A 17,716-nucleotide genomic window follows, 5' to 3' on the forward strand; every position below is an offset into this window, starting at 1 on the left:
AGTATTATGTATAACGAACTAGCGATCGCTAGTTCGTCAACTACTAAAAACAATATTTTAAACCCAAAAACCTGATGTAGAAACGCGATTTATCGCGTCTTGAAACTACACCAATAACCCTTAACTCAAACGTATTGTATTTTAAATAGGACTTATGCAAAAAATAGTCGAAAAGAATGATTTTCAGGTAGGCTTTTTTATCAGACGCTGCAAATGCATCTAGATAAATTCCCCCTACCTGAATCCAAAATCATCAACGGGCGATTATTTTTCTGGATTAGACTTTTGTCGGTTTTCCTTAACTTCGCGCAACCGTTCTACTAATTTTTTATCTGATTCAGCAGCAGATGTAGACTGGCCCTGATTGATTTTCGGCAACAATAAAGGTTCAGAAGTAGTAGCTGTCGATGAAGGCGTAGGCTGGTTATTTTTAATTTGCAGTTCAGATAATGGTTTGGGAGTAGCTGCTGGTGTAATTAATGGTTTGAGAGTACCTGTTGGTGAGGACGTAGGCGGGTTATTTCTGATTTGTAAATCAGGTAATGGTTTAAAAGTAGCTGCTGGTGAGGGGGTAATCTGATTGTTATTGATTCCCGGTGCAGATAATGACGAGGGGTTTTGCTCTTGAGTAGTCCCAGTAAGATTGCTCGTGCTGTTTTGGAAACGTAGGTTGAATGGATAGGAACTAATCTGTTTATCTCCCTTGGGGGATTGCTTGTTGAAGTATTGCCTTGCTTTTAATTGCAATTCTGGGGAAATTAACTTGTCTTGAAATTTGATATCTAAGACCTTACCATCAGGATCTACCACCAATACACCCAAAACAGCACCTTCAAGATTTGACTTATTCGTGGATAATGTTTGACGGATGACTGGTTTTTGTTCAGCGTTGGGGTATTGTTGCTGAACTTCCTTTCTCAGGTTGGCGTAAGAGTCTAGCTGTGCAATTGCCTGTTGAGTTCCCTTCGTTGATAAATCCGCTGTTTGTAGCGTGCTTCCCCTAGTTCCAATTAAAGTATCCCCATTCCTTGGAGCTTGTTTTAGAGAATTTATCAGCGGGTTTTGAGCAATTGTAGACGACGCATTAGGAATTGGTTGCGTCATTGGCTGCGAAGTCGGATTTACCTGTGCTGTTGCAAGTGGTGTAGTCTCAGATAAGATTGGGGGCTGGGCATTCCGCAGTATATCAGCAGGTATTTGCTGCGACTGCAATTCTGGCAACCTATTTACAGCTAGCGGCTTAGGTGACTCGTATTTGGCGACACTCTCATTCACATTCACACGAGGAACTGGTTGAGAGAATCTGGCGCTGGTATTAAATTTAGAACTATCAAATTTAGAAGCATCAAACCGCAAATTATCACTAGGAATCATCCGCAAAGACTGCCTTGTAGGCAAGGAAGAGACTCGATAGTTATTTGATGATGCGGGTAGCGGAGGCAGTACCAGCTGGCTGGATGGTGATGGCGCTAATGGGGTTAATCCCGGTTGGAGGCTAAAGTTTGAACCAGCAAGTGGGGCGACTGGAGGTAATTGTTGTAAACCAATTTGGGGGGTGCTTTGCGGCAAACGGTTTTGGTCAGCTTGGCTCAATTCCAAAAGTCCGACTGTTTTGGATGATGCTGTTTCTTTGGGCTTGTTAGACTCCATCGGCATCAATGGTACGATCATGGCGATCGCACCGTGGATACCAAGGGAGGCTATAGCTGCTATCCCAATTGGCTGGCTTAAGATTTCTGGTATATTTTTCAGCAGGGAGACGTAAGACATGGCTGTTATCGTTCACTCACTCAGTTGCAGTTGACTAGCGATTTTCTCTTTTCGACATTGCAATATCTTGCAAGATATGCGTTCTTCATAAGGAAATAATAACTTCCTCTCCTGGCAATCAAAACGCCAAAATTGCCATTTATTCAAATTTTTAATTAATCAATGACGCTGTATCATATTTTCAAAATTCGAGTCTGCTAAAGAGGTATTTGAAAAATTACTACTTTTGATTTTTTATTGTTAGTTATGACACACAATTAAAATTAATATCTGGGAGTTTTATAAAGTTTAGGTGATTTCCGACAAAGAAAATACCTATGTTGGCGAGTTTCGACTTCACTCAACTCTCGATCTAATCAGTTGGTTGAGCGAAGTCGAAACCAACGGCATCGGTATATTTATTCTTGTAAATCACCTTAAGTAAACGCACAAGTTTGAATACATCAAAACATCTGCCGAAGTTACCTTGTTTTTCAACTGTTTTTCAGTCAACTAAACTTCTGTAACAGATGACACACGTGTTTCTCCGAGACTAGTCCCTATTTGAAAATACTACCACATTGGTAGCCCCTCAAACTGTTGCAAACCGTACAATTTTATTGACATTCTAGCCTTAAATTCCACCAAAGCTATTGGTTTTTTCTCCAAGCGGTGAGTTAGACGATCGCAATTCTAGCTCCTCAATATGAATGACTACTTCTTCGTCAAAAAAGTTCAAACCCTCAATCATCGCATCCAAAATTTCAAATGCCGTTACCGACAGTTATTTTGCCTGGATATCTAGAAAGTGCGATCGCTTATCGCCAACTAGAACAATCCCTACAAAACTTAAATTTTCCCACAGTTACAGTCCCACTGCGGCGGCGTGACTGGCTCCCCACTTTAGGAGTAAGACCCGTAACATTGATTCTGCAACAACTCGATTACACGATCAAGCATATATTACGTCAATGTAATGCTACTCAAATTAACTTAATTGGTCACTCAGCCGGAGGTTGGATATCCCGCATTTACATGGGAGAAAAGCCCTATTTAGCACGCGGCGATGTCAAACCATTTCTCTGCCAAGGGCATCCCTTGGTTGCTACTTTCGTCACCTTGGGTACACCCCATATTAGCCAAGAACGCTGGACACGTTCCAATCTAGATTTTGTCACCAATAACTACCCAGGAGCGTTTTACAAAAACGTTCGTTACGTTTGTGTGGCTGGCAAAACTATCTTTGGGAAAAGGCGTCCTGGTAGTTGGTTAGCTTACAGTAGTTACCAATTAACCTGTGGTAAGGGCAACACATGGGGAGATGGCATTACGCCCATTGAAGCTGCTCATTTGGAGGGGGCGGAAAATCTGGTGATTGAAGGTGTCAAGCATTCTCCCAGAAGTCCCGGAATTTGGTATGGCTCACCAGAACCCTTAAAAGCTTGGGTGCAATATTTGATTTAAAAAACTTTATTTTTATATAAGAAAAGTAAAATTTATTAAAATTTCTTAGCTAAAATTGTAATAAGAATAAATACTTAGTTAAGAACAGGAGGGGTGAGCCATGCAAAGCACCCAGTTCGATCAGATTTTGCGACGAATAGCGACGATATTATCAGTCGTGATTTTGACTCTGTGTTTAATTTATATCTCTACCGGAGTTTTGCTGTCTTTTTACTATGAACCGACAGCAGGCGGAGCTTATAACTCATTAAAGATGATTAATACACAACTGCCATACGGCTGGTTGTTTTGGAGAGCGCACGATCTTGCTGGTAACGGGGTAATTGCGATCGCTCTCATTCAAATTGTGGTGATGTTTTTAGGTCGGCAATTTCGCAAGAGTTGGCTGGCTGCTTGGATTAGTGTGATTTTGTTAACCCTAAGTGCGATCGGGCTGAATTGGACAGCAATGATTTTAGATTGGACTCAGGAAGGGTACTGGCGTTTTAGCATTGAGCTAGGAACCATCGAAGCCATTCCTTTGATTGGTGGGCAACTGCGCGAAATCCTGACTGGTGGTGGAGCCATTAACACAATTACCGTCGAACACCTTTACACAATCCACAGTTATCTGATTTCGGTAGCGACGCTAATTCTCGCCATAGTACATTTGTCTGCTTTACTCTGGCAAGAATGGCAAATGTATCAAGAAACGCCAAAACCAGAAAGCGAATTTATTCCTTCCGAAGGCTAATAAAGAGCCAAAGAGGAGTAAAAGGGGCAGTGGTTATAAGGAAGGGACAAGGTAAATGGGGAAGATAACGGAGAGACTTGTTCAATAATTTCCCCTTGTCCCCCTCTGCCCCTCTGCTCCTCTGCTCCTCTGCTCCCCTGCTCCCCTGCCCCTCATCCCCCAGAAGCCTCACTAGTAGAAAGTTGAGATAATTGGGCGAGGGATAAATCTTCAACCTCTGGTAACTTTTCTAAAGATAGGGGAGTGGATTGGGTAGCACCAGATAAACGTTTTAAAAGGCTAGGCCTGGGGTCATGTAATAGATAAATAATGCGATCGCCAATTTCCCAATCTTGGTTAGCTGGCATTACCTGTAAGCGTTCTGCTCGTTCTACCAATAGTGGTATCAACACCCCAGTCCGAATCTTTTCTTGGATGCGATCGCATTGAGTTGAAAACTCCAACTCATCTAGCGTAGTTGTCCCCAACTTCACTCGCCCATCATTCAAATACTCATTCCAAGTTTTAATTGCTAAGTCTGGGATAAAAGCTTGATTAACTTTATTACTAGCCGAGGTACTCGCTTGCGGATCGCGGGGAAAAACAGCTAAGACACGCGGAGGTTTAAACTCCTCAGCTGCTCGTTGAGCCAAAACAAAATTCACCTCCCCATTACTTGTCATCGCCAAAAAAGTACCCATAGAGGCAAGTCCTGCCTCTTCTAAAACAGCAGCATCCAGCGCACTGCTGGCAATCACCCGGAGATTTTGCGCCTCGGCTTGCACAAGACATTCGGGGTCAGTATCAATCATCACCACGTTTTCTCCGCGTTCTTGAAAGAAGCGGGCAATCACAAGACTCAAGGGATTACAACCCACAATCACTGCCCCAGTTACGTCCTTAGAGGTGATTTGCAGCCATTTAGCAACCCAGCCAGCTGTTAGTCCTTGGCAGACAACAGTCATGATAATTGTGAGGAATACTAAAGCTTTGATGGAATCACCGCCGTTAATGCCTCGCTGTGTCAACGAAATCGCAAAAAAAGAAGCTACAGAAGCGGCAACAATTCCTCTCGGAGCAACCCAGCTTAAAAACAGTTTCTGTCTCCAGTTGAGATCACTGTTCCAGGTACATAACAAGATATTAATCGGGCGAACGACAAACATTAGTACTAAAACAGTGAATAAACTACCCCAACCCAAAGCAAACACACTGGCAATGGATAGGTCAGCAGCTAATAAGATAAATAGCACCGAGACGCTGAGAATTGTCAGCTGACCTTTAAAGCTGCGTAACAAACGTTCTTCCGGGACTGAGGAGTTAGCAAAGACTGCTCCTGCAACTACTGTTGTCATTACTCCCGATTCACTGCGGATCATCTGCGATAAGGTAAACAAGCTCCAAAGTATCGCCAACACCACTAAGTTTTTTAGCTCAAATGACAGAAAACTGGCGCGTTTGAAAATCAAACTCATCAGATAACCGCCAGCACCACCAATTGCTGCTCCGACACCCAGACGTATAAGTAAACCGACGATCGCATTAATCGGGTCAGCATCGCCGTTCAAAATCGTATCGAGGACAACGAAGGCGAGGATAGCCCCTACAGGGTCAATTAACACCCCTTCTCCTTCCAAAAGTGTTGCCACTTGTCGATCTACATTGATTTGTTTGAGCAAAGGGCCAACGACGGTTGGGCCTGTCACCACGACTATGGAAGCATAGAGAAAAGCTATATTCCAGGGAAATTCACCCAGCCAGTGAGCAGCCATACTCCCGCCAAGCAGGGTGATTAGCGTTCCTTGAGTGACGAGCAATTGTAGGCTGACTGAAACTCTACCTAACTCACGCAGATCCAAGTTAAGCCCGCCTTCAAACAAAATGATTGCCGTTGCTAGAGCGACTATAACTTCCAGTCCAGTGCCTAGCGAATGGGGATGCAATAGCCCTATGCCATCGGAGCCAAACAAAATGCCCAACAGCAATAACAAGACGATGCTGGGTACACGAAGGTATGCAGCCAGCACTTGGGCGCTAATGCCTGCAAAGACAGCGATCGCCATCTGTATGGTGATTTCAAAAGATGCTTCCATGTTGTAGATTTTGAGCGATTTATTTCAAAATCTCTTGTAAAAAACCGTAGATATTAACTCTACAGGGTACAACATCATACCCTTTGTTCCTTGCTGTCTTCAGCGTTTGTTAGATATGTGTATACCCCGAAATTCCCCACACCCAACGCTGATGCACCCTGCGACTGACCGCAGAAGTATCTACGGACTTTTTTCTCTGTCTCCATATCTTTGTATCCTCTTTAAGCTTTTGCTTCCACCCAGTTTAGCTGCCACAAACTTTTTTTGGCAAAACCTGTTGACAAGAGCAAGAAAATTGGTTAACTTATAAAAGGTCTGAGTCCGATGCCCCCATCGTCTAGAGGCCTAGGACACCTCCCTTTCACGGAGGTAACGGGGATTCGAATTCCCCTGGGGGTACTTAAAAACAATAAAAAGCAAAAGCTTTTTTGTTTGAAATCTAGCAATAAAAACCATCATCCAGGAATACCCTGAATGATGGTTTAATTGTTGTTATGCATACGGTTCTTTGCTGGCTAGCTCTTCTACACGTTGGTGAATAGCCAAAAGATTTAACCGCAAATCTTTGCTTAGGCGATTTTCAATAATTCCCACTGGCATAGTGAGTTTAGGCCAAACTTGAATTGTGTAGGACAGATTTGTTCCTAGATACTCACCGAAAGAATAAGGCTCTAAGCACCAGCTACCAGAAAAGCCTTTAAAATCTCCCTCTACCATGCGGAAATTAATTGTTTTGGGGAAGCATTCTTCCAAATCCAGAACTACCCGCGCAGAAAAATTGAAATTCAGTAAGCGCTGGGAGCCTACTTGCTCCAGTCGAATCCCACCATCGGGATGCTCAATTAGACAACTCTTAGCGAGGTTGGGGAGGAAGTCAGGTAAGGCTTCATAATTTGTCAGAACCTTCCAGATTTGCTCCACGGGGTGGGGAATTTGGACTCTAGCACTGATTTGCCGCTGTCGCTCTGCTATTTTCTCAATTTGAACTTCTACCTGAGCAAGCAAATCCTCTTCTAGTTTGGTGTCATCAGTGGAAGACTGCAAATCAGGGTTCTCTGTGATGTTCTGTTTTTTAGTCACTTTCAGAATTATGGTTTGCTTTCGTCAGAAAATTGGGGCAGAGTCAGGGTGAAGCAAATTTCGCTCTGTTCAGAATCCGAAATTGGGAGACTTTCAACTGCGATCGCTCCATTCAGATGCTGCACTAAAGACTTGACTAAAGCAAGTCCCAAGCCAGTCCCTGGAGTCCAGCGCCCTTTTCCTCGACGGAACTTATCAAAGATGTAGGTCGCTTCTTCTTCAGAGATGGCACGTCCTGTATTCGTCACCTTCATGATAACTTGATCGATTTGCTGATCGACTCGGTGAGCCGCTTCAAGGCGGACTATTGTATCAGCCTCTGAGTATTTACAGGCATTCGTTAATAATTCTTGCAGGATACGGTCAAAACTCTCCAGTTCAGTTTGCAGTTTGAGGGATTCCTCCGGCAAATCTATAGAAATTTTTAATCCCTTTTCCGCAAGTTTTTTCTCAAAAGATGCTGCTATATCTTGAATTCTAATATTTAAATCTATAGATTCTAATTGCGGGGCTTCGTGAGGCGACTCTAGCTTTTGGAGTGTCAACAAGTCATTAATCAAGTTGATTTCCTTTGAACATTCCTGCTCAAGAATATCTAGATATTTACCCTGACGCTCTGGCGCTATTCCTGGCAAACGCAAGTTTTTTATTGACATCAGCATATTTGTCAAAGGATAGCGGAGGCGATCGCTCATGTTACTCAAAAATTCATCTTTGAGTTCATTAAGTTTTCGCAGCTGCTCGACATATTGCCGTGTTCTTTCATGCAATTTTGCCTGGAGTTCTAGACTACTCTGGAGTTTCGCCGTCCGTTCATCTACCAACATTTGCACTTGGCGCAATGTCTGTGACTGAATTATGGCGTTACTCACTTGGGCGCAAACCATTTCCACAAGATTTAATTCTGCTGGTTGCCAATCGCGAATCACAGATTGCTGTAGCACCAAGAATCCTAAAATTTTACCTTGACTTTCCAATGGCACTAAAAGTACCGCAGGCAATTCCTCTATTGCAAATAATGGAGCAGCTGTCAAGTTCTCGTTTTGATCTGTATAGTCATCGAAGATTACTGGTTTTCCAGAATCCATGAAGGCACGCTGGCTTAAACCACAGTCTGAAATCAAGAAAGACTGAGCTAACGTATCTAGTTTACTAGTGCCAGAATTTTGTGTTTCTCTAGCCCATTCACCAATCACGGTACCTTTCGCTTTGGGAATTTGTTTTTTAGCTTGAGTCCTAAATAGTGGATCTGTATATTTCAGCAATATGAGCAAACCCCGATCTGCCTGTAGAGATTCGGCAGTCGAAGCGATAACTAACTGGAGCATTTGATTCAGCTCCAAGTTGCTACGACTCAATATAGTTAATTGCTTGATCAAGCTTTGGTGCTGGTTGCTCTTTTGCAGGGATTGCTCTTGATGGGCAATTTGTTGAGCTTGTGCCACTCCAGAAAAAGCGATCGCGCAAGCCGACTCCACTTCTTTGAGCAATTGTTTTTCTGATTCACTCCATTCATAAGGTTGGAATTTAATCAGATTAATCACTCCATTATTATTGCCACCAAACCGAGTCGGAATTGCCAAAACCGCTTTTATCGGTAGTGGTAAATATTGACACCCAATTACCAGACTGTTCTGAATGATCGAAATGTCTTCAATAGTCAATGGTTGGGCAGCGCATTGCAGCACTGGCGAGTGCATAAGCAACTGTTCCATCGAAAACATTTCTTCTGGGTGCGGCAACCCTAGATACTCATCAGCACACCAATTAGTAGTAGTTGCTTCGTCTGATGTCTCATCCGCCACTGAAACCAAGCAGCAGCAATCTACTTGAAAAGCAACTCCTAGTAATTGGGCAATCTCTTGCAGCATCAATGCTGTAGCCGAGCTATTAGCAATGATTTGGTTAATCTTTTGTACCAGATCGCGGGCAGGTTCTTCCTGATGCTGCATCAGCTTGACTTGGTAAGGTTGTAGTCGATCTATGTCATCTATGTAATGTGGCGGCGATGATAAAGGCTTTTTCATTTTTGGCACGCCCTCGGATAATAACCCCATTGTTCTTGCACCCAACCTCTTGGCATATTTTTCACCGTTAGTTGTGTTGCGACACCCTGAATAATTGACAAATTTTTTGTGAATACTTTCTCTCACCTGTTATAGCCCTTTTCTATCTCAGATGGCCAAATTTCCACTGTATCAAGCAAATTGCTACATTGGTACATAAGTAATAGAATACTCAAGATATCCTATAAATGCTTAAGTTAGCTTATTTTTAACTGCTCTATTTTGAAATAATGCACTAACTTTATCCTGTCTGTAAGTATACATAAACCGTAATTTCTCTGGAATTACAGCAAAATTCCCCTTTTGAGCGCGTAAAATTACGTAACTTGCTTTATGAAGCTTTATTACATTTATTCAAAAAACTAGTAGGTTTAACAAGCTACTCCTCGATCTCCGTAACTCTCAGTAAAATATCAATAAAAGTAAAGGATGCAAGAAGAGGTTGCTCTTGCAGTGTAAGTAAGCTTCTCTTCTCTAGGAGAGGCTGCATCAACGAGACGCACTCGTGTTCAGACCCGATCTACACTGATATCGTAACTATGCTAGCGAGTTCGTAAGCGTCTTCCAACCTGTGGCAGAAATTTGGAGTAGAGCTTAAATTTAAATAAATTCTTGCTCACTAGAGGTTGCGGCAGTTCTGGCTAAATTGTGAATGCAGCCTAGTTATTAGTAAAAATAACTAGGCTGCATTCGTTTGAATATAAAAAAACCACATTTATTTTCAGAACTATATTTTTTAAAGTAGTAGAGCATTTTGTACTCCCTGCTGGTGTAGGGCGGACTAGATGCCCGCCTTACACCAGGTTTCAAAATGGACGAAGTTTATCCAGCCAAGCTCTCGACACTCAGAGGAACCATATCGCCATTCCTCGTTAGTCCTAACAACATCGGTTCTTGGGGTTGAATTAGTTGACCTGTAAGTACACAGCGTTCTTCTTGCTGAGCTGTAGCAGCTATGCTAGCTCGAATGTCGGATCGCGAAAATCGAGGCTTCCACTCACCTGATTTTTGCTGGACATAATTCCAAAGGATATCTCGGATCAGAGCTTGATATCCCTGATTCCCAGCTATTTCTTTGAGTTTATCTTTGAGTTCCCGTTCTAGGCGAATGCTGGTAACTTCCATATCGGTGGTTGGGGTGCGAGCGATCGTATGCATCAGTTTTTCTCCTTAAAGGTATAGACAGGATAGTAATACAAGTGTAGTATGTTTAAAGGAATGTTCAATAGGTGAAATTTTCTGTGAAATCCATTTACCCCATCTCTACTTCAATTTTGTGCCCTACCAATTGCCGAACCAATTGGGAATCAGCTGCTATGGAAGTGGAGTATTTATTTATGGGCGATGGTAGCCGAGATCATGGGCAAATCACAGAGGGTAATGATGATTATAAGTATGTAGGCTTTAGTGCACTAATTGCAAAACCACAACTAAATCAAAAAAGCGGGGGGTACAGGCGAAGGAATCCTGTACCGATATGAGACCAGAAAATTTTCCGGTCAATTCTAACCCCCGCTTCACCGAAAACTTGAAGCGGGGGTTTTTTTATAAGGAGTTAAGCTGTGACGATATCTTCCATGCGCGGCGCGAACGCAATGCAAGTGTTAGAGCAATCTGTGGTGGTGTTTTCTCAAAATTACTTGCCACTATGTCGGGTCAATATCAAGCGGGCGATTGTGCTGTTAGTAACCAACAAGGCGCAACCGCTGGGTTTTACCACAGAAAGCGGCTGGCAAGTTCACTCACCCAGTTTGGTAATTGATGTGCCAAAACATATTCGCTTGACAATCACTTCTAATGAGCGGATGTGGAAAGTTCCGCCAGTGAATCGGCGGGAAGTGTTGCGACGAGATCATCACAGTTGCCAATATTGCGGTAGCAGCAAACATCTAACGCTAGATCATGTGATGCCGCGTTCTAAAGGCGGTTCTCACACTTGGGATAACGTAGTCGCAGCTTGTGAAAGATGTAACTCCCGTAAAGGCGATCGCACCCTATTTGAAGCTGGTATGCAACTGCGTACCAAACCAAAAGCGCCAATGCACCCCGCGATTTCTTTTGCTGAACAGTTTTGGATAGATATGCAAGCAAACCTGGAATAACAGGAGAGCATAAGGAATGCTGAAATTAACTTACACTGAAAGCAGTTTTGATTTGGAATGTGTCACTCTGTCGCTAGAAGAATGGGTAGCGCAGCGAGTGATTTTAGCCCTGCGAGTTGGGCAAAGTTTATGCATTGAACCCACTACCGCTTCCTTTTTGCTTCCTGTTGATTTGCCAGGAGTAGAAGTACTCAGGGCTGAGGTAAAAAGAGATGACAGAGAAATCATTGCCCTCTGTGCCTGCGATGCCGAATATCTGGAAGTCACCCTGCGCGGTTCTTGGCTATCAGATAGTTCTAAGGGTTCTGTAGGTGTGTTTGTCACCGCTATGAGCGATCGCGCTGAGTTCTTTTTGCACAAACTTTGGCAGGAAGCTCAATCTTGTGCTTCTGTCCTGAGCGAATAAACGAAATAGTCGGGTGACTCAATTTTGGATTTTGGATTTTAGATTTGTTCTCACGTTGAAATTCGGGGGTAACTCTTGGAGACGCTGCGAGAACAAACATTTTGGGATTTTGGATTGAGTAATCCAAAATCCCAAATTTAAAATCTAAAATCAGGTGAGGAGAATTTCTCACCCTTTATTGCGCCATTTTTAGTAGTTCAGGAATTGTCACAAATTGGTAGCCTTGCTGTTTGAGTCCGCTGATAATTTGTGGCAAAGCTTCTACAGTTCTGTGGCGATCGCCACCACCATCATGCATTAAAACAATAAAACCAGGTTTTGCGCCTTTCAGGACATTATTTACAAATGCCTGCGGTTTGGCGTGAGGATCGGTATCCGCTGAAGTTAGTGACCACATAATTACAGCATCTTTCTGGCTTTTGGCGTAAGCGGCTAGTCCGTTGTTTAAAAAGCCTCCAGGAGGACGAAATAGAGAAGTTTTGACTCCTGTAGTTTTGTATATCAAATCGGCTGTGCGATCGATTTCACTCTTGGTTGTGGCTTCATCCATCCGCCGATACCAATGATGCCAAGTATGGTTGCCGATGGCGTGTCCCTCGGCTACTTCACGCTTGGCTAGGTCGGGATTTGCTTGTAAGGCTTGTCCTACCCAAAAGAATGTGGCTTTAACATCATTTTGCTTGAGGATGTCCAGCATTTCTAGGGTTGTTTTTGGCCAAGGTCCATCATCAATGCTTAAAGCAATAACCTTTTCGTTATTGCTGGGTTGCACCTTATAAACTGTTTTTCCCTGAAATTCATCTGGGACTGTAAAGGTAGGGTTTTCTACTTTGGCTGATGGCGGTAACTGGGCATTAATTTGGCCCTTTGCTGGATCTTGAAGTGCAGTATGAATTTTGCTTAGTGGCTGGTTCAACCCCGATTGTGGGGAGATACCTGGAGCAATACTACAAGCTGTAATACTAGAGGCGATCGCGACAATACTAATTATCTTTTGTCGCATGAGGTAGTTGTCTGTCACGTCAGGCTTTTAAAGACTCACCCAATCATAAGCTGTAGTTTGACTTTTCAGAGGGTTTAGCAAGTTCAAATCTAAGTGCAGAAGCTTTTATAGACAATTTAAAAAAAAACTTTCTAAAACCCCTTGACACCTCTTGTAGTATTTTGTAGTATATTTGTAGTGGAGCAAAAGACAAGCTTCCCAAGAGTCAAAGTTACCTTCTACATACAACTAAAGGAAAGGCGTTGAAACAAACCAGAGTCCTTAGTCAACAAAGCTGCTCCTACTTGCAAACCATCGGCAGTAGAGGCAATAAACGAAAAAAGTTCTAATTTTGCACTCATCAAAACCACTGAATACATCCGTAATACACAACAGGCTTGCTACCTAGAGTTTCGGTTGTTTTCCTCACAGTTTCTAACAGTTAAAAGTAAATTTTCTGAACCTTGAAAACTAAATAAGAAATGGGCAAGTTCACCAACCAAATCTGTGCCTAAAAACTTCAAAGTTTAGGCACAGATTCCAAAAAATCGGGGTGTAGCTCAATTGGCTAGAGCGTTCCGTTGTCTGCGGAAATGTTGCGGGTTCAAGTCCCGTCACCCTGGTTGCAGTCCTGTAGGCGAATAGTTTAAGCCGTCAGCCTCTCAAGCTGAAGATTGCGAGTGCAAATCTCGTCGGGACTCCCAAATGGTCAGGTAGCCAAGTTGGTAAGGCGTTGGTCTGCAAAACCGATTAGCGCGGGTTCAAATCCCGCTCTGACCTCTGTCGCAGCGTAGCTTAACCAGCAAAGCCCCAGGTTCATACCCTGGTATATGCGGGTGCAAATCCCGCCGCTGCCACCAAATGCAGGGATGGTGTAACGGTAACACCTCGTGACTCCAAATCCGATGTTCTAGGTTCAAATCCTAGTCCCTGTGTCAGACAATTTTGGATTGCCGATTTTAGATTAAAAAATTTAATCCAAAATCTAAAATCTAAAATTCCAATTATGCCCTCGTGGACTAATGGTTAAGTCAGTGTTCTTTCAAAGCACAGATGCGAGTTCAATTCTCGTCGGGGGAATGATTATGGGTCGGTGGCCGAGTCTGGTTGAAGGCGACAGTCTGTAAAACTGTTCTTTTTTGCGCGCAGGTTCAAATCCTGCTCGACCCACTATGGAGAGGTGGCTGAGTGGCTAAAAGCGTCCTCCTGCTAAGAGGAAACGGGTAGCTAATACCCGTCGCAGGTTCAAATCCTGTTCTCTCCGTTTTGAGAGTGTGGTGTAACTGGATAACATCTCAGTTTACGAAACTGAAGACGTGAGGGTTCAAATCCCTCCACTCTCGCTCGTTACATGATCTCTTCTCATATCCCCCAGTAGCTCAGTTGGTAGTTAGCGCCTGTCTGAAGAACAGGAGGTCGTCGGTTCGATTCCGACCTGGGGGGCTTCGTTGCCTCATAGCTCAATGGTAGAGCAAGCGGCTGTTAACCGCGCGGTTGTAGGTTCGAGTCCTACTGAGGCAGCCAATCATAATTCGTAATGACTAATTCGTAATTCGTAATTAAATAGGGGTCGATACCCAAGTTTCTATAAACGGCTTGTATGTTAGTTGGGGTTTAAATCCCTGTCACAAAACATAATTACGAATTACGAATTACGAACTACGAATTGTTTAATGCCGGGTGGACGAATTGGTAAGTCGCATCGCTCTGAACGATGAGGTTGCAGGTTCAAACCCTGCCCTGGCAATAAAGCCCTGTGGTGTAATTGGCAACATAGCGCCCTTTGAAGGCGAAGATTCCAGGTTCGAGTCCTGGTGGGGCTGCCAAACTTTGCTCTTGTAGCCCAACTGGAAGAGGCTGCCGTCTCAAAAACGGTAAGTTGTGGGTACCCTGCGGGAAGCCGCTCCGCGTCTACGACTCCCACCAAGAGTACCAAAATTTGCTCCTGTAGCCCAATTGGAAGAGGTGGCAGACTTAAAATCTGTTTGGTTGTGGGTTCGACTCCCACCAGGAGTACCAACGGGATGTAATTCAGTGGCCAGAAGCCATGCTTTGGGAGCATGGAGTCGCAGGTTCGAGTCCTGCCATCCCGATATGCCCCTGTGACGGAACTGACATACGTGCTGGAATCAGAGTCCAGATTTTGCAGGTTCAAATCCTGTCAGGGGTACTAAGCTCTCGTGGCGGAACGGAAGACGCACTAGACCGAGGATCTAGTTTTTGCAGGTTCAAATCCTGTCGGGAGTACCAAAATATCTGGGTGTGGCGCAGTTGGGAGCGCGGGAGTTTCGGGAACTCCAGGTCGCAGGTTCAATCCCTGCCACTCAGACTTTGCCCTTGTAGCCCAACGGAAGAGGCGCTTCGCTTAGAACGAAGAGGTTGCTGGTTCAAATCCAGTCAGGGGTATTGGTGAATATGCGGGGATAGAGCAACGGTGGCTCGTCAGGTTCATAACCTGAATATCGGCAGGTTCAACTCCTGCCCCCGTCACCAAAACAGTGCTGGTGTAGCTCAATTGGCAGAGCAACTGATTTGTAATCAGTAGGTTGCAGGTTCAATTCCTGTTACCAGCTTGATGCGGGTGTGATGTAACGGCAGCATGAGACGTTTCCACCGTCTTCGTGCGAGTTCAAATCTCGCCGTCCGCTCTGAAACTTGCGGGTGTGATGTAATCGGTAGCATCTGAGTACGCCATACTCAGTGCGTGGGTTCAACTCCCTCCACTCGCTTGCGTAGTCCTGTAACTCAATTGGTAGAGTGTCTTCCTTACAAGAAGAATGTTGCGGGTTCAATTCCTGCCAGGACTACCAAATATTGGGAGTGTAGCTCAATGGAATAGAGCTTCGAGCTTCTACCTCGAAAGTTGTGGGTTCAAGTCCTACCACTCCCGCTATGGGTCTGTAGCTTAATTGGTAAAGCGTCTAACTGGCTGTTAGAAGGTTGTCGGTTCGATTCCGACCAGTATCCACCAAATATGGGGTCATAGCTCAAATGGCTAGAGCGCCTGCCTTGCAAGCAGGAGGTTATGGGTTCAATTCCCATTGATTCCACTGATGGTATCTGAAGCCAAAGTGGTCGAGGCGCTGGTTTGTGGAACCAGTCATAGCGGGTTCAAGTCCCGTCAGATACCCCTGAATGGAAGATGCTGCTGAATGGACGGCAACTGGTCTTGAAAACCAGGGTATGGGCAACTGTAGGGGTTCGATTCCTCCATCTTCCACCTATCCACCTGGAGCCGAAAAGCGAGGCGCTGTGCTGATAACACAGAAATAGGAGGGGCAGTACCTCCCTGGTGGATTTATATCTAGTGTTGGTGTTACAAGGCTTGCGATGTAATACGATCGCAGCGGCTCATTTCTTTTTCACATTAACTAGGGTGGTTGGCATACCGGCTGTGCAGCGGGCTTTTAACCCGCAGAAATAGGTTCGACCCCTATACCACCCATTAAACAATTAAAAATTAAGAATTAAGAATTAAAAATTGCAATCTTTGTTAGCCTTTTAGCAATTGCTAATATACAACTTGAATGCACGTTGGGTTATGAATAGCAACTAGCGATCGCTAGTTGAGCATGTTGCAATAATACATCTTTATCCAAAGCATGTATGGGATATTGCGGTGTTACTGCCAGCAGTTTCTCAATTCTTTCTCTGGCTGCTTCTACCACTGCTTCATCTAAGCTACCGTTACTGAGCGAATCAGCAAAATCTTCAGCAATCCGATAAGTTCTTTCAATAGATGATGAGTTGATATTGCGCGAAACAATAAACAAGTCACAGCCTGCATTAAATGACCGCGCCACAGTACCAGCTTTCATAAACATATCTGAAATAGCTTTCATATCTAAATCGTCAGATACAACTACTCCCTCAAAGCCAAGTTCCTCTCTAAGTATGGTTTTGAGGATAGCCTGGGAAAGGGTTGCTGGCACATCAGCATCTATTCTGGGAAATAAAATATGGACAGTCATCATCAAAGGAATCTGTACTTCGATTAAGGCTTTGAAAGGTATAAGTTCTCGAAGTCGCAGGTCTTCTAGAGTTAAATTCAGTATTGGTAGCTCAATATGAGAGTCTTTGCTGGTGTCTCCATGTCCGGGGAAGTGTTTGGCGCATCCCAAAATTCCTGAATCTCGAAGTCCAAGGTAATAGTCACGGGCACCTTGAGTAGCAGTTTCGGGAGTGTTACCAAAGGCGCGAGGCCCAATCACGGGGTTGTCGGGATGGGAAAAAATATCGGCTACGGGTGCCCACGATAAGTTAATGCCCAGTGATTTTAGTTCTACTGCTGTGGCTTTTGCTACTTCATAAGCGTGCGATCGCAGCAATAAGGCATGAGGAAAGCGGGTAATTGGCGGTGGTGTACGAATTACACGACCGCCTTCATGATCGAGAGTGATGAACATGGAATCACGCTCAGTGTATTCTCGTATCTGCCTGTTTAAATCCTTGAAGCTTTCCAGCCAAACCTGATATGGGGCGCCATCCAAAAAGTTCTTAGCAAAAAAGATCGCCCCAATCGGTTTCAATTCATTGAGTGCGCGTTTATCGTCATCGCTTAATGTCGTGCCGGAAATACCTAAAATCAGGTGATGTCCAAAGCGCTTGAGCTCTTGCGATACACCCATAACTTTTACCTATAAGTTGTGCGGTAAACAACTCGGTTGTTCAGCCTAGAGGACATAGATTTTTATCCTACACCTTATGGGAAGCAGAAAGTTTTCCAAGTAGTCTTTAACCAATACCCCCGATATTTACTCAAAGCAAATACACGAATTAGCAAATAAATCAACTATTTTAAGACAATATTTGAGATTAACTTATTTTCAGTCAAAGGAAATACTTTTGTTTGCCTAATTTTTCTCCATGTAAAGATAGATGAAATGCTCGCTCAAACCTATTACCAACAATGGTATTGATAGTTTGCTTGGGTAGGTGCGCGTAGGTAAAATTCCCTTTGGCAAAAGTTTTTTGCGGAAGCGATCGCACAATAAATGCCAAATGTAACGGATTGCAACGTATAATGAGAACGATAAAACGGTTAAGAAATATTGAAGAGCAG

General features: G+C 43.8%; 12 protein-coding genes and 32 tRNA genes. 36 read left to right on the top strand and 8 right to left on the bottom strand.

The window, feature by feature from the left end; all coding sequences use genetic code 11:
- Positions 1 to 264 precede the first annotated feature (264 nt).
- A complete protein-coding gene (locus V7K61_RS20730) occupies positions 265 to 1,770 on the bottom strand; it encodes a hypothetical protein (protein ID WP_335056133.1) in 1,506 nt (501 codons plus the stop codon).
- A gap of 747 nt (positions 1,771 to 2,517) precedes the next feature.
- Here V7K61_RS20730 and V7K61_RS20735 point away from each other — a divergent pair.
- Entirely contained in the window at positions 2,518 to 3,213 is a 696-nt protein-coding gene (locus V7K61_RS20735; RefSeq protein ID WP_335056135.1) for an esterase/lipase family protein, read from the top strand.
- A 100-nt stretch (positions 3,214 to 3,313) separates the two neighbouring features.
- Positions 3,314 to 3,946 (top strand): cytochrome b N-terminal domain-containing protein, encoded by a 633-nt coding sequence (locus tag V7K61_RS20740; protein ID WP_335056137.1) that lies wholly within the window; start codon positions 3,314 to 3,316, stop codon positions 3,944 to 3,946.
- A gap of 152 nt (positions 3,947 to 4,098) precedes the next feature.
- On the opposite strand, the gene V7K61_RS20745 is transcribed toward V7K61_RS20740, so the two are convergent.
- Complete coding sequence (locus tag V7K61_RS20745; protein WP_335056139.1) at positions 4,099 to 6,018, bottom strand: cation:proton antiporter; 1,920 nt, start codon at positions 6,016 to 6,018, stop codon at positions 4,099 to 4,101.
- A 326-nt stretch (positions 6,019 to 6,344) separates the two neighbouring features.
- On the opposite strand from V7K61_RS20745, the gene V7K61_RS20750 reads away from it, so the two are divergent.
- Positions 6,345 to 6,417: transfer RNA gene (locus V7K61_RS20750), tRNA-Glu, on the top strand.
- A gap of 93 nt (positions 6,418 to 6,510) precedes the next feature.
- Here the strand turns inward: V7K61_RS20750 and V7K61_RS20755 are convergent.
- The 3 genes from V7K61_RS20755 to V7K61_RS20765 form a co-directional block, all read right to left on the bottom strand.
- Complete coding sequence (locus tag V7K61_RS20755; RefSeq protein WP_335056141.1) at positions 6,511 to 7,098, bottom strand: SRPBCC family protein; 588 nt, start codon at positions 7,096 to 7,098, stop codon at positions 6,511 to 6,513.
- A gap of 8 nt (positions 7,099 to 7,106) precedes the next feature.
- Positions 7,107 to 9,125 (bottom strand): GAF domain-containing sensor histidine kinase, encoded by a 2,019-nt coding sequence (locus tag V7K61_RS20760; protein WP_335056143.1) that lies wholly within the window; start codon positions 9,123 to 9,125, stop codon positions 7,107 to 7,109.
- A gap of 861 nt (positions 9,126 to 9,986) precedes the next feature.
- Complete coding sequence (locus V7K61_RS20765) at positions 9,987 to 10,322, bottom strand: hypothetical protein (protein WP_094347436.1); 336 nt, start codon at positions 10,320 to 10,322, stop codon at positions 9,987 to 9,989.
- A 437-nt stretch (positions 10,323 to 10,759) separates the two neighbouring features.
- Here V7K61_RS20765 and V7K61_RS20770 point away from each other — a divergent pair, with 437 nt between their 5' ends.
- Together V7K61_RS20770 and V7K61_RS20775 are read left to right on the top strand one after the other, a co-directional pair.
- Complete coding sequence (locus V7K61_RS20770; RefSeq protein ID WP_335056343.1) at positions 10,760 to 11,266, top strand: HNH endonuclease; 507 nt, start codon at positions 10,760 to 10,762, stop codon at positions 11,264 to 11,266.
- Positions 11,267 to 11,282: 16 nt separating this feature from the next.
- Positions 11,283 to 11,672, top strand: coding sequence for an alr0857 family protein (locus V7K61_RS20775; RefSeq protein WP_335056145.1), 390 nt, complete (start codon positions 11,283 to 11,285; stop codon positions 11,670 to 11,672).
- Positions 11,673 to 11,847: 175 nt separating this feature from the next.
- Here the strand turns inward: V7K61_RS20775 and V7K61_RS20780 are convergent, their stop codons facing one another.
- Both V7K61_RS20780 and V7K61_RS20785 read right to left on the bottom strand, forming a co-directional pair.
- Positions 11,848 to 12,693 carry a polysaccharide deacetylase family protein gene (locus V7K61_RS20780; RefSeq protein ID WP_442936341.1) on the bottom strand — a complete coding sequence of 282 codons (846 nt, stop codon included), beginning with the start codon at positions 12,691 to 12,693 and terminating at the stop codon, positions 11,848 to 11,850.
- Positions 12,694 to 12,893: 200 nt separating this feature from the next.
- Positions 12,894 to 13,016 (bottom strand): hypothetical protein, encoded by a 123-nt coding sequence (locus V7K61_RS20785; RefSeq protein ID WP_334704939.1) that lies wholly within the window; start codon positions 13,014 to 13,016, stop codon positions 12,894 to 12,896.
- A 187-nt stretch (positions 13,017 to 13,203) separates the two neighbouring features.
- Here V7K61_RS20785 and V7K61_RS20790 point away from each other — a divergent pair.
- From V7K61_RS20790 to V7K61_RS20940, 31 genes are all read left to right on the top strand, one after another.
- Positions 13,204 to 13,277 (top strand) — tRNA-Asp (locus V7K61_RS20790).
- 4 nt (positions 13,278 to 13,281) lie between these two features.
- A tRNA-Glu gene (locus V7K61_RS20795) sits at positions 13,282 to 13,358 on the top strand.
- A 3-nt stretch (positions 13,359 to 13,361) separates the two neighbouring features.
- Positions 13,362 to 13,434: transfer RNA gene (locus V7K61_RS20800), tRNA-Cys, on the top strand.
- Positions 13,435 to 13,438: 4 nt separating this feature from the next.
- Positions 13,439 to 13,514 (top strand) — tRNA-Met (locus V7K61_RS20805).
- Between the two features lie 3 nt (positions 13,515 to 13,517).
- A tRNA-Trp gene (locus tag V7K61_RS20810) sits at positions 13,518 to 13,589 on the top strand.
- A 72-nt stretch (positions 13,590 to 13,661) separates the two neighbouring features.
- Positions 13,662 to 13,734 (top strand) — tRNA-Glu (locus V7K61_RS20815).
- A 7-nt stretch (positions 13,735 to 13,741) separates the two neighbouring features.
- A tRNA-Tyr gene (locus V7K61_RS20820) sits at positions 13,742 to 13,824 on the top strand.
- 4 nt (positions 13,825 to 13,828) lie between these two features.
- Positions 13,829 to 13,918: transfer RNA gene (locus tag V7K61_RS20825), tRNA-Ser, on the top strand.
- Between the two features lie 4 nt (positions 13,919 to 13,922).
- Positions 13,923 to 13,997 (top strand) — tRNA-Arg (locus V7K61_RS20830).
- A gap of 25 nt (positions 13,998 to 14,022) precedes the next feature.
- Positions 14,023 to 14,097: transfer RNA gene (locus tag V7K61_RS20835), tRNA-Phe, on the top strand.
- Positions 14,098 to 14,103: 6 nt separating this feature from the next.
- Positions 14,104 to 14,178: transfer RNA gene (locus V7K61_RS20840), tRNA-Asn, on the top strand.
- Between the two features lie 150 nt (positions 14,179 to 14,328).
- Positions 14,329 to 14,401, top strand: a tRNA-Gln gene (locus tag V7K61_RS20845).
- 3 nt (positions 14,402 to 14,404) lie between these two features.
- Positions 14,405 to 14,480, top strand: a tRNA-Gln gene (locus V7K61_RS20850).
- Positions 14,481 to 14,486: 6 nt separating this feature from the next.
- A tRNA-Leu gene (locus tag V7K61_RS20855) sits at positions 14,487 to 14,589 on the top strand.
- A 6-nt stretch (positions 14,590 to 14,595) separates the two neighbouring features.
- Positions 14,596 to 14,673 (top strand) — tRNA-Leu (locus V7K61_RS20860).
- A 1-nt stretch (position 14,674) separates the two neighbouring features.
- Positions 14,675 to 14,747: transfer RNA gene (locus V7K61_RS20865), tRNA-Pro, on the top strand.
- A 3-nt stretch (positions 14,748 to 14,750) separates the two neighbouring features.
- Positions 14,751 to 14,824 (top strand) — tRNA-Leu (locus V7K61_RS20870).
- Positions 14,825 to 14,828: 4 nt separating this feature from the next.
- Positions 14,829 to 14,904 (top strand) — tRNA-Leu (locus tag V7K61_RS20875).
- 6 nt (positions 14,905 to 14,910) lie between these two features.
- A tRNA-Pro gene (locus tag V7K61_RS20880) sits at positions 14,911 to 14,983 on the top strand.
- A 4-nt stretch (positions 14,984 to 14,987) separates the two neighbouring features.
- Positions 14,988 to 15,060 (top strand) — tRNA-Leu (locus V7K61_RS20885).
- Positions 15,061 to 15,070: 10 nt separating this feature from the next.
- Positions 15,071 to 15,147: transfer RNA gene (locus V7K61_RS20890), tRNA-Met, on the top strand.
- A 7-nt stretch (positions 15,148 to 15,154) separates the two neighbouring features.
- Positions 15,155 to 15,227 (top strand) — tRNA-Thr (locus V7K61_RS20895).
- Between the two features lie 4 nt (positions 15,228 to 15,231).
- Positions 15,232 to 15,302 (top strand) — tRNA-Gly (locus V7K61_RS20900).
- 9 nt (positions 15,303 to 15,311) lie between these two features.
- Positions 15,312 to 15,383: transfer RNA gene (locus V7K61_RS20905), tRNA-Gly, on the top strand.
- Positions 15,384 to 15,388: 5 nt separating this feature from the next.
- A tRNA-Val gene (locus tag V7K61_RS20910) sits at positions 15,389 to 15,464 on the top strand.
- A 6-nt stretch (positions 15,465 to 15,470) separates the two neighbouring features.
- Positions 15,471 to 15,544 (top strand) — tRNA-Arg (locus V7K61_RS20915).
- Between the two features lie 4 nt (positions 15,545 to 15,548).
- Positions 15,549 to 15,625, top strand: a tRNA-Ala gene (locus tag V7K61_RS20920).
- 5 nt (positions 15,626 to 15,630) lie between these two features.
- A tRNA-Ala gene (locus tag V7K61_RS20925) sits at positions 15,631 to 15,704 on the top strand.
- A gap of 6 nt (positions 15,705 to 15,710) precedes the next feature.
- Positions 15,711 to 15,784 (top strand) — tRNA-His (locus V7K61_RS20930).
- Between the two features lie 7 nt (positions 15,785 to 15,791).
- Positions 15,792 to 15,874 (top strand) — tRNA-Ser (locus V7K61_RS20935).
- 154 nt (positions 15,875 to 16,028) lie between these two features.
- Positions 16,029 to 16,099 (top strand) — tRNA-Lys (locus V7K61_RS20940).
- Positions 16,100 to 16,193: 94 nt separating this feature from the next.
- Here V7K61_RS20940 and V7K61_RS20945 read toward each other — a convergent pair.
- Complete coding sequence (locus V7K61_RS20945) at positions 16,194 to 17,282, bottom strand: glycoside hydrolase family 3 protein (RefSeq protein ID WP_335056147.1); 1,089 nt, start codon at positions 17,280 to 17,282, stop codon at positions 16,194 to 16,196.
- Positions 17,283 to 17,716 lie beyond the last annotated feature (434 nt).

The sequence above is a fragment of the Nostoc sp. genome, from assembly GCF_036918015.1.
Classification (GTDB): Bacteria; Cyanobacteriota; Cyanobacteriia; order Cyanobacteriales; family Nostocaceae; genus Nostoc.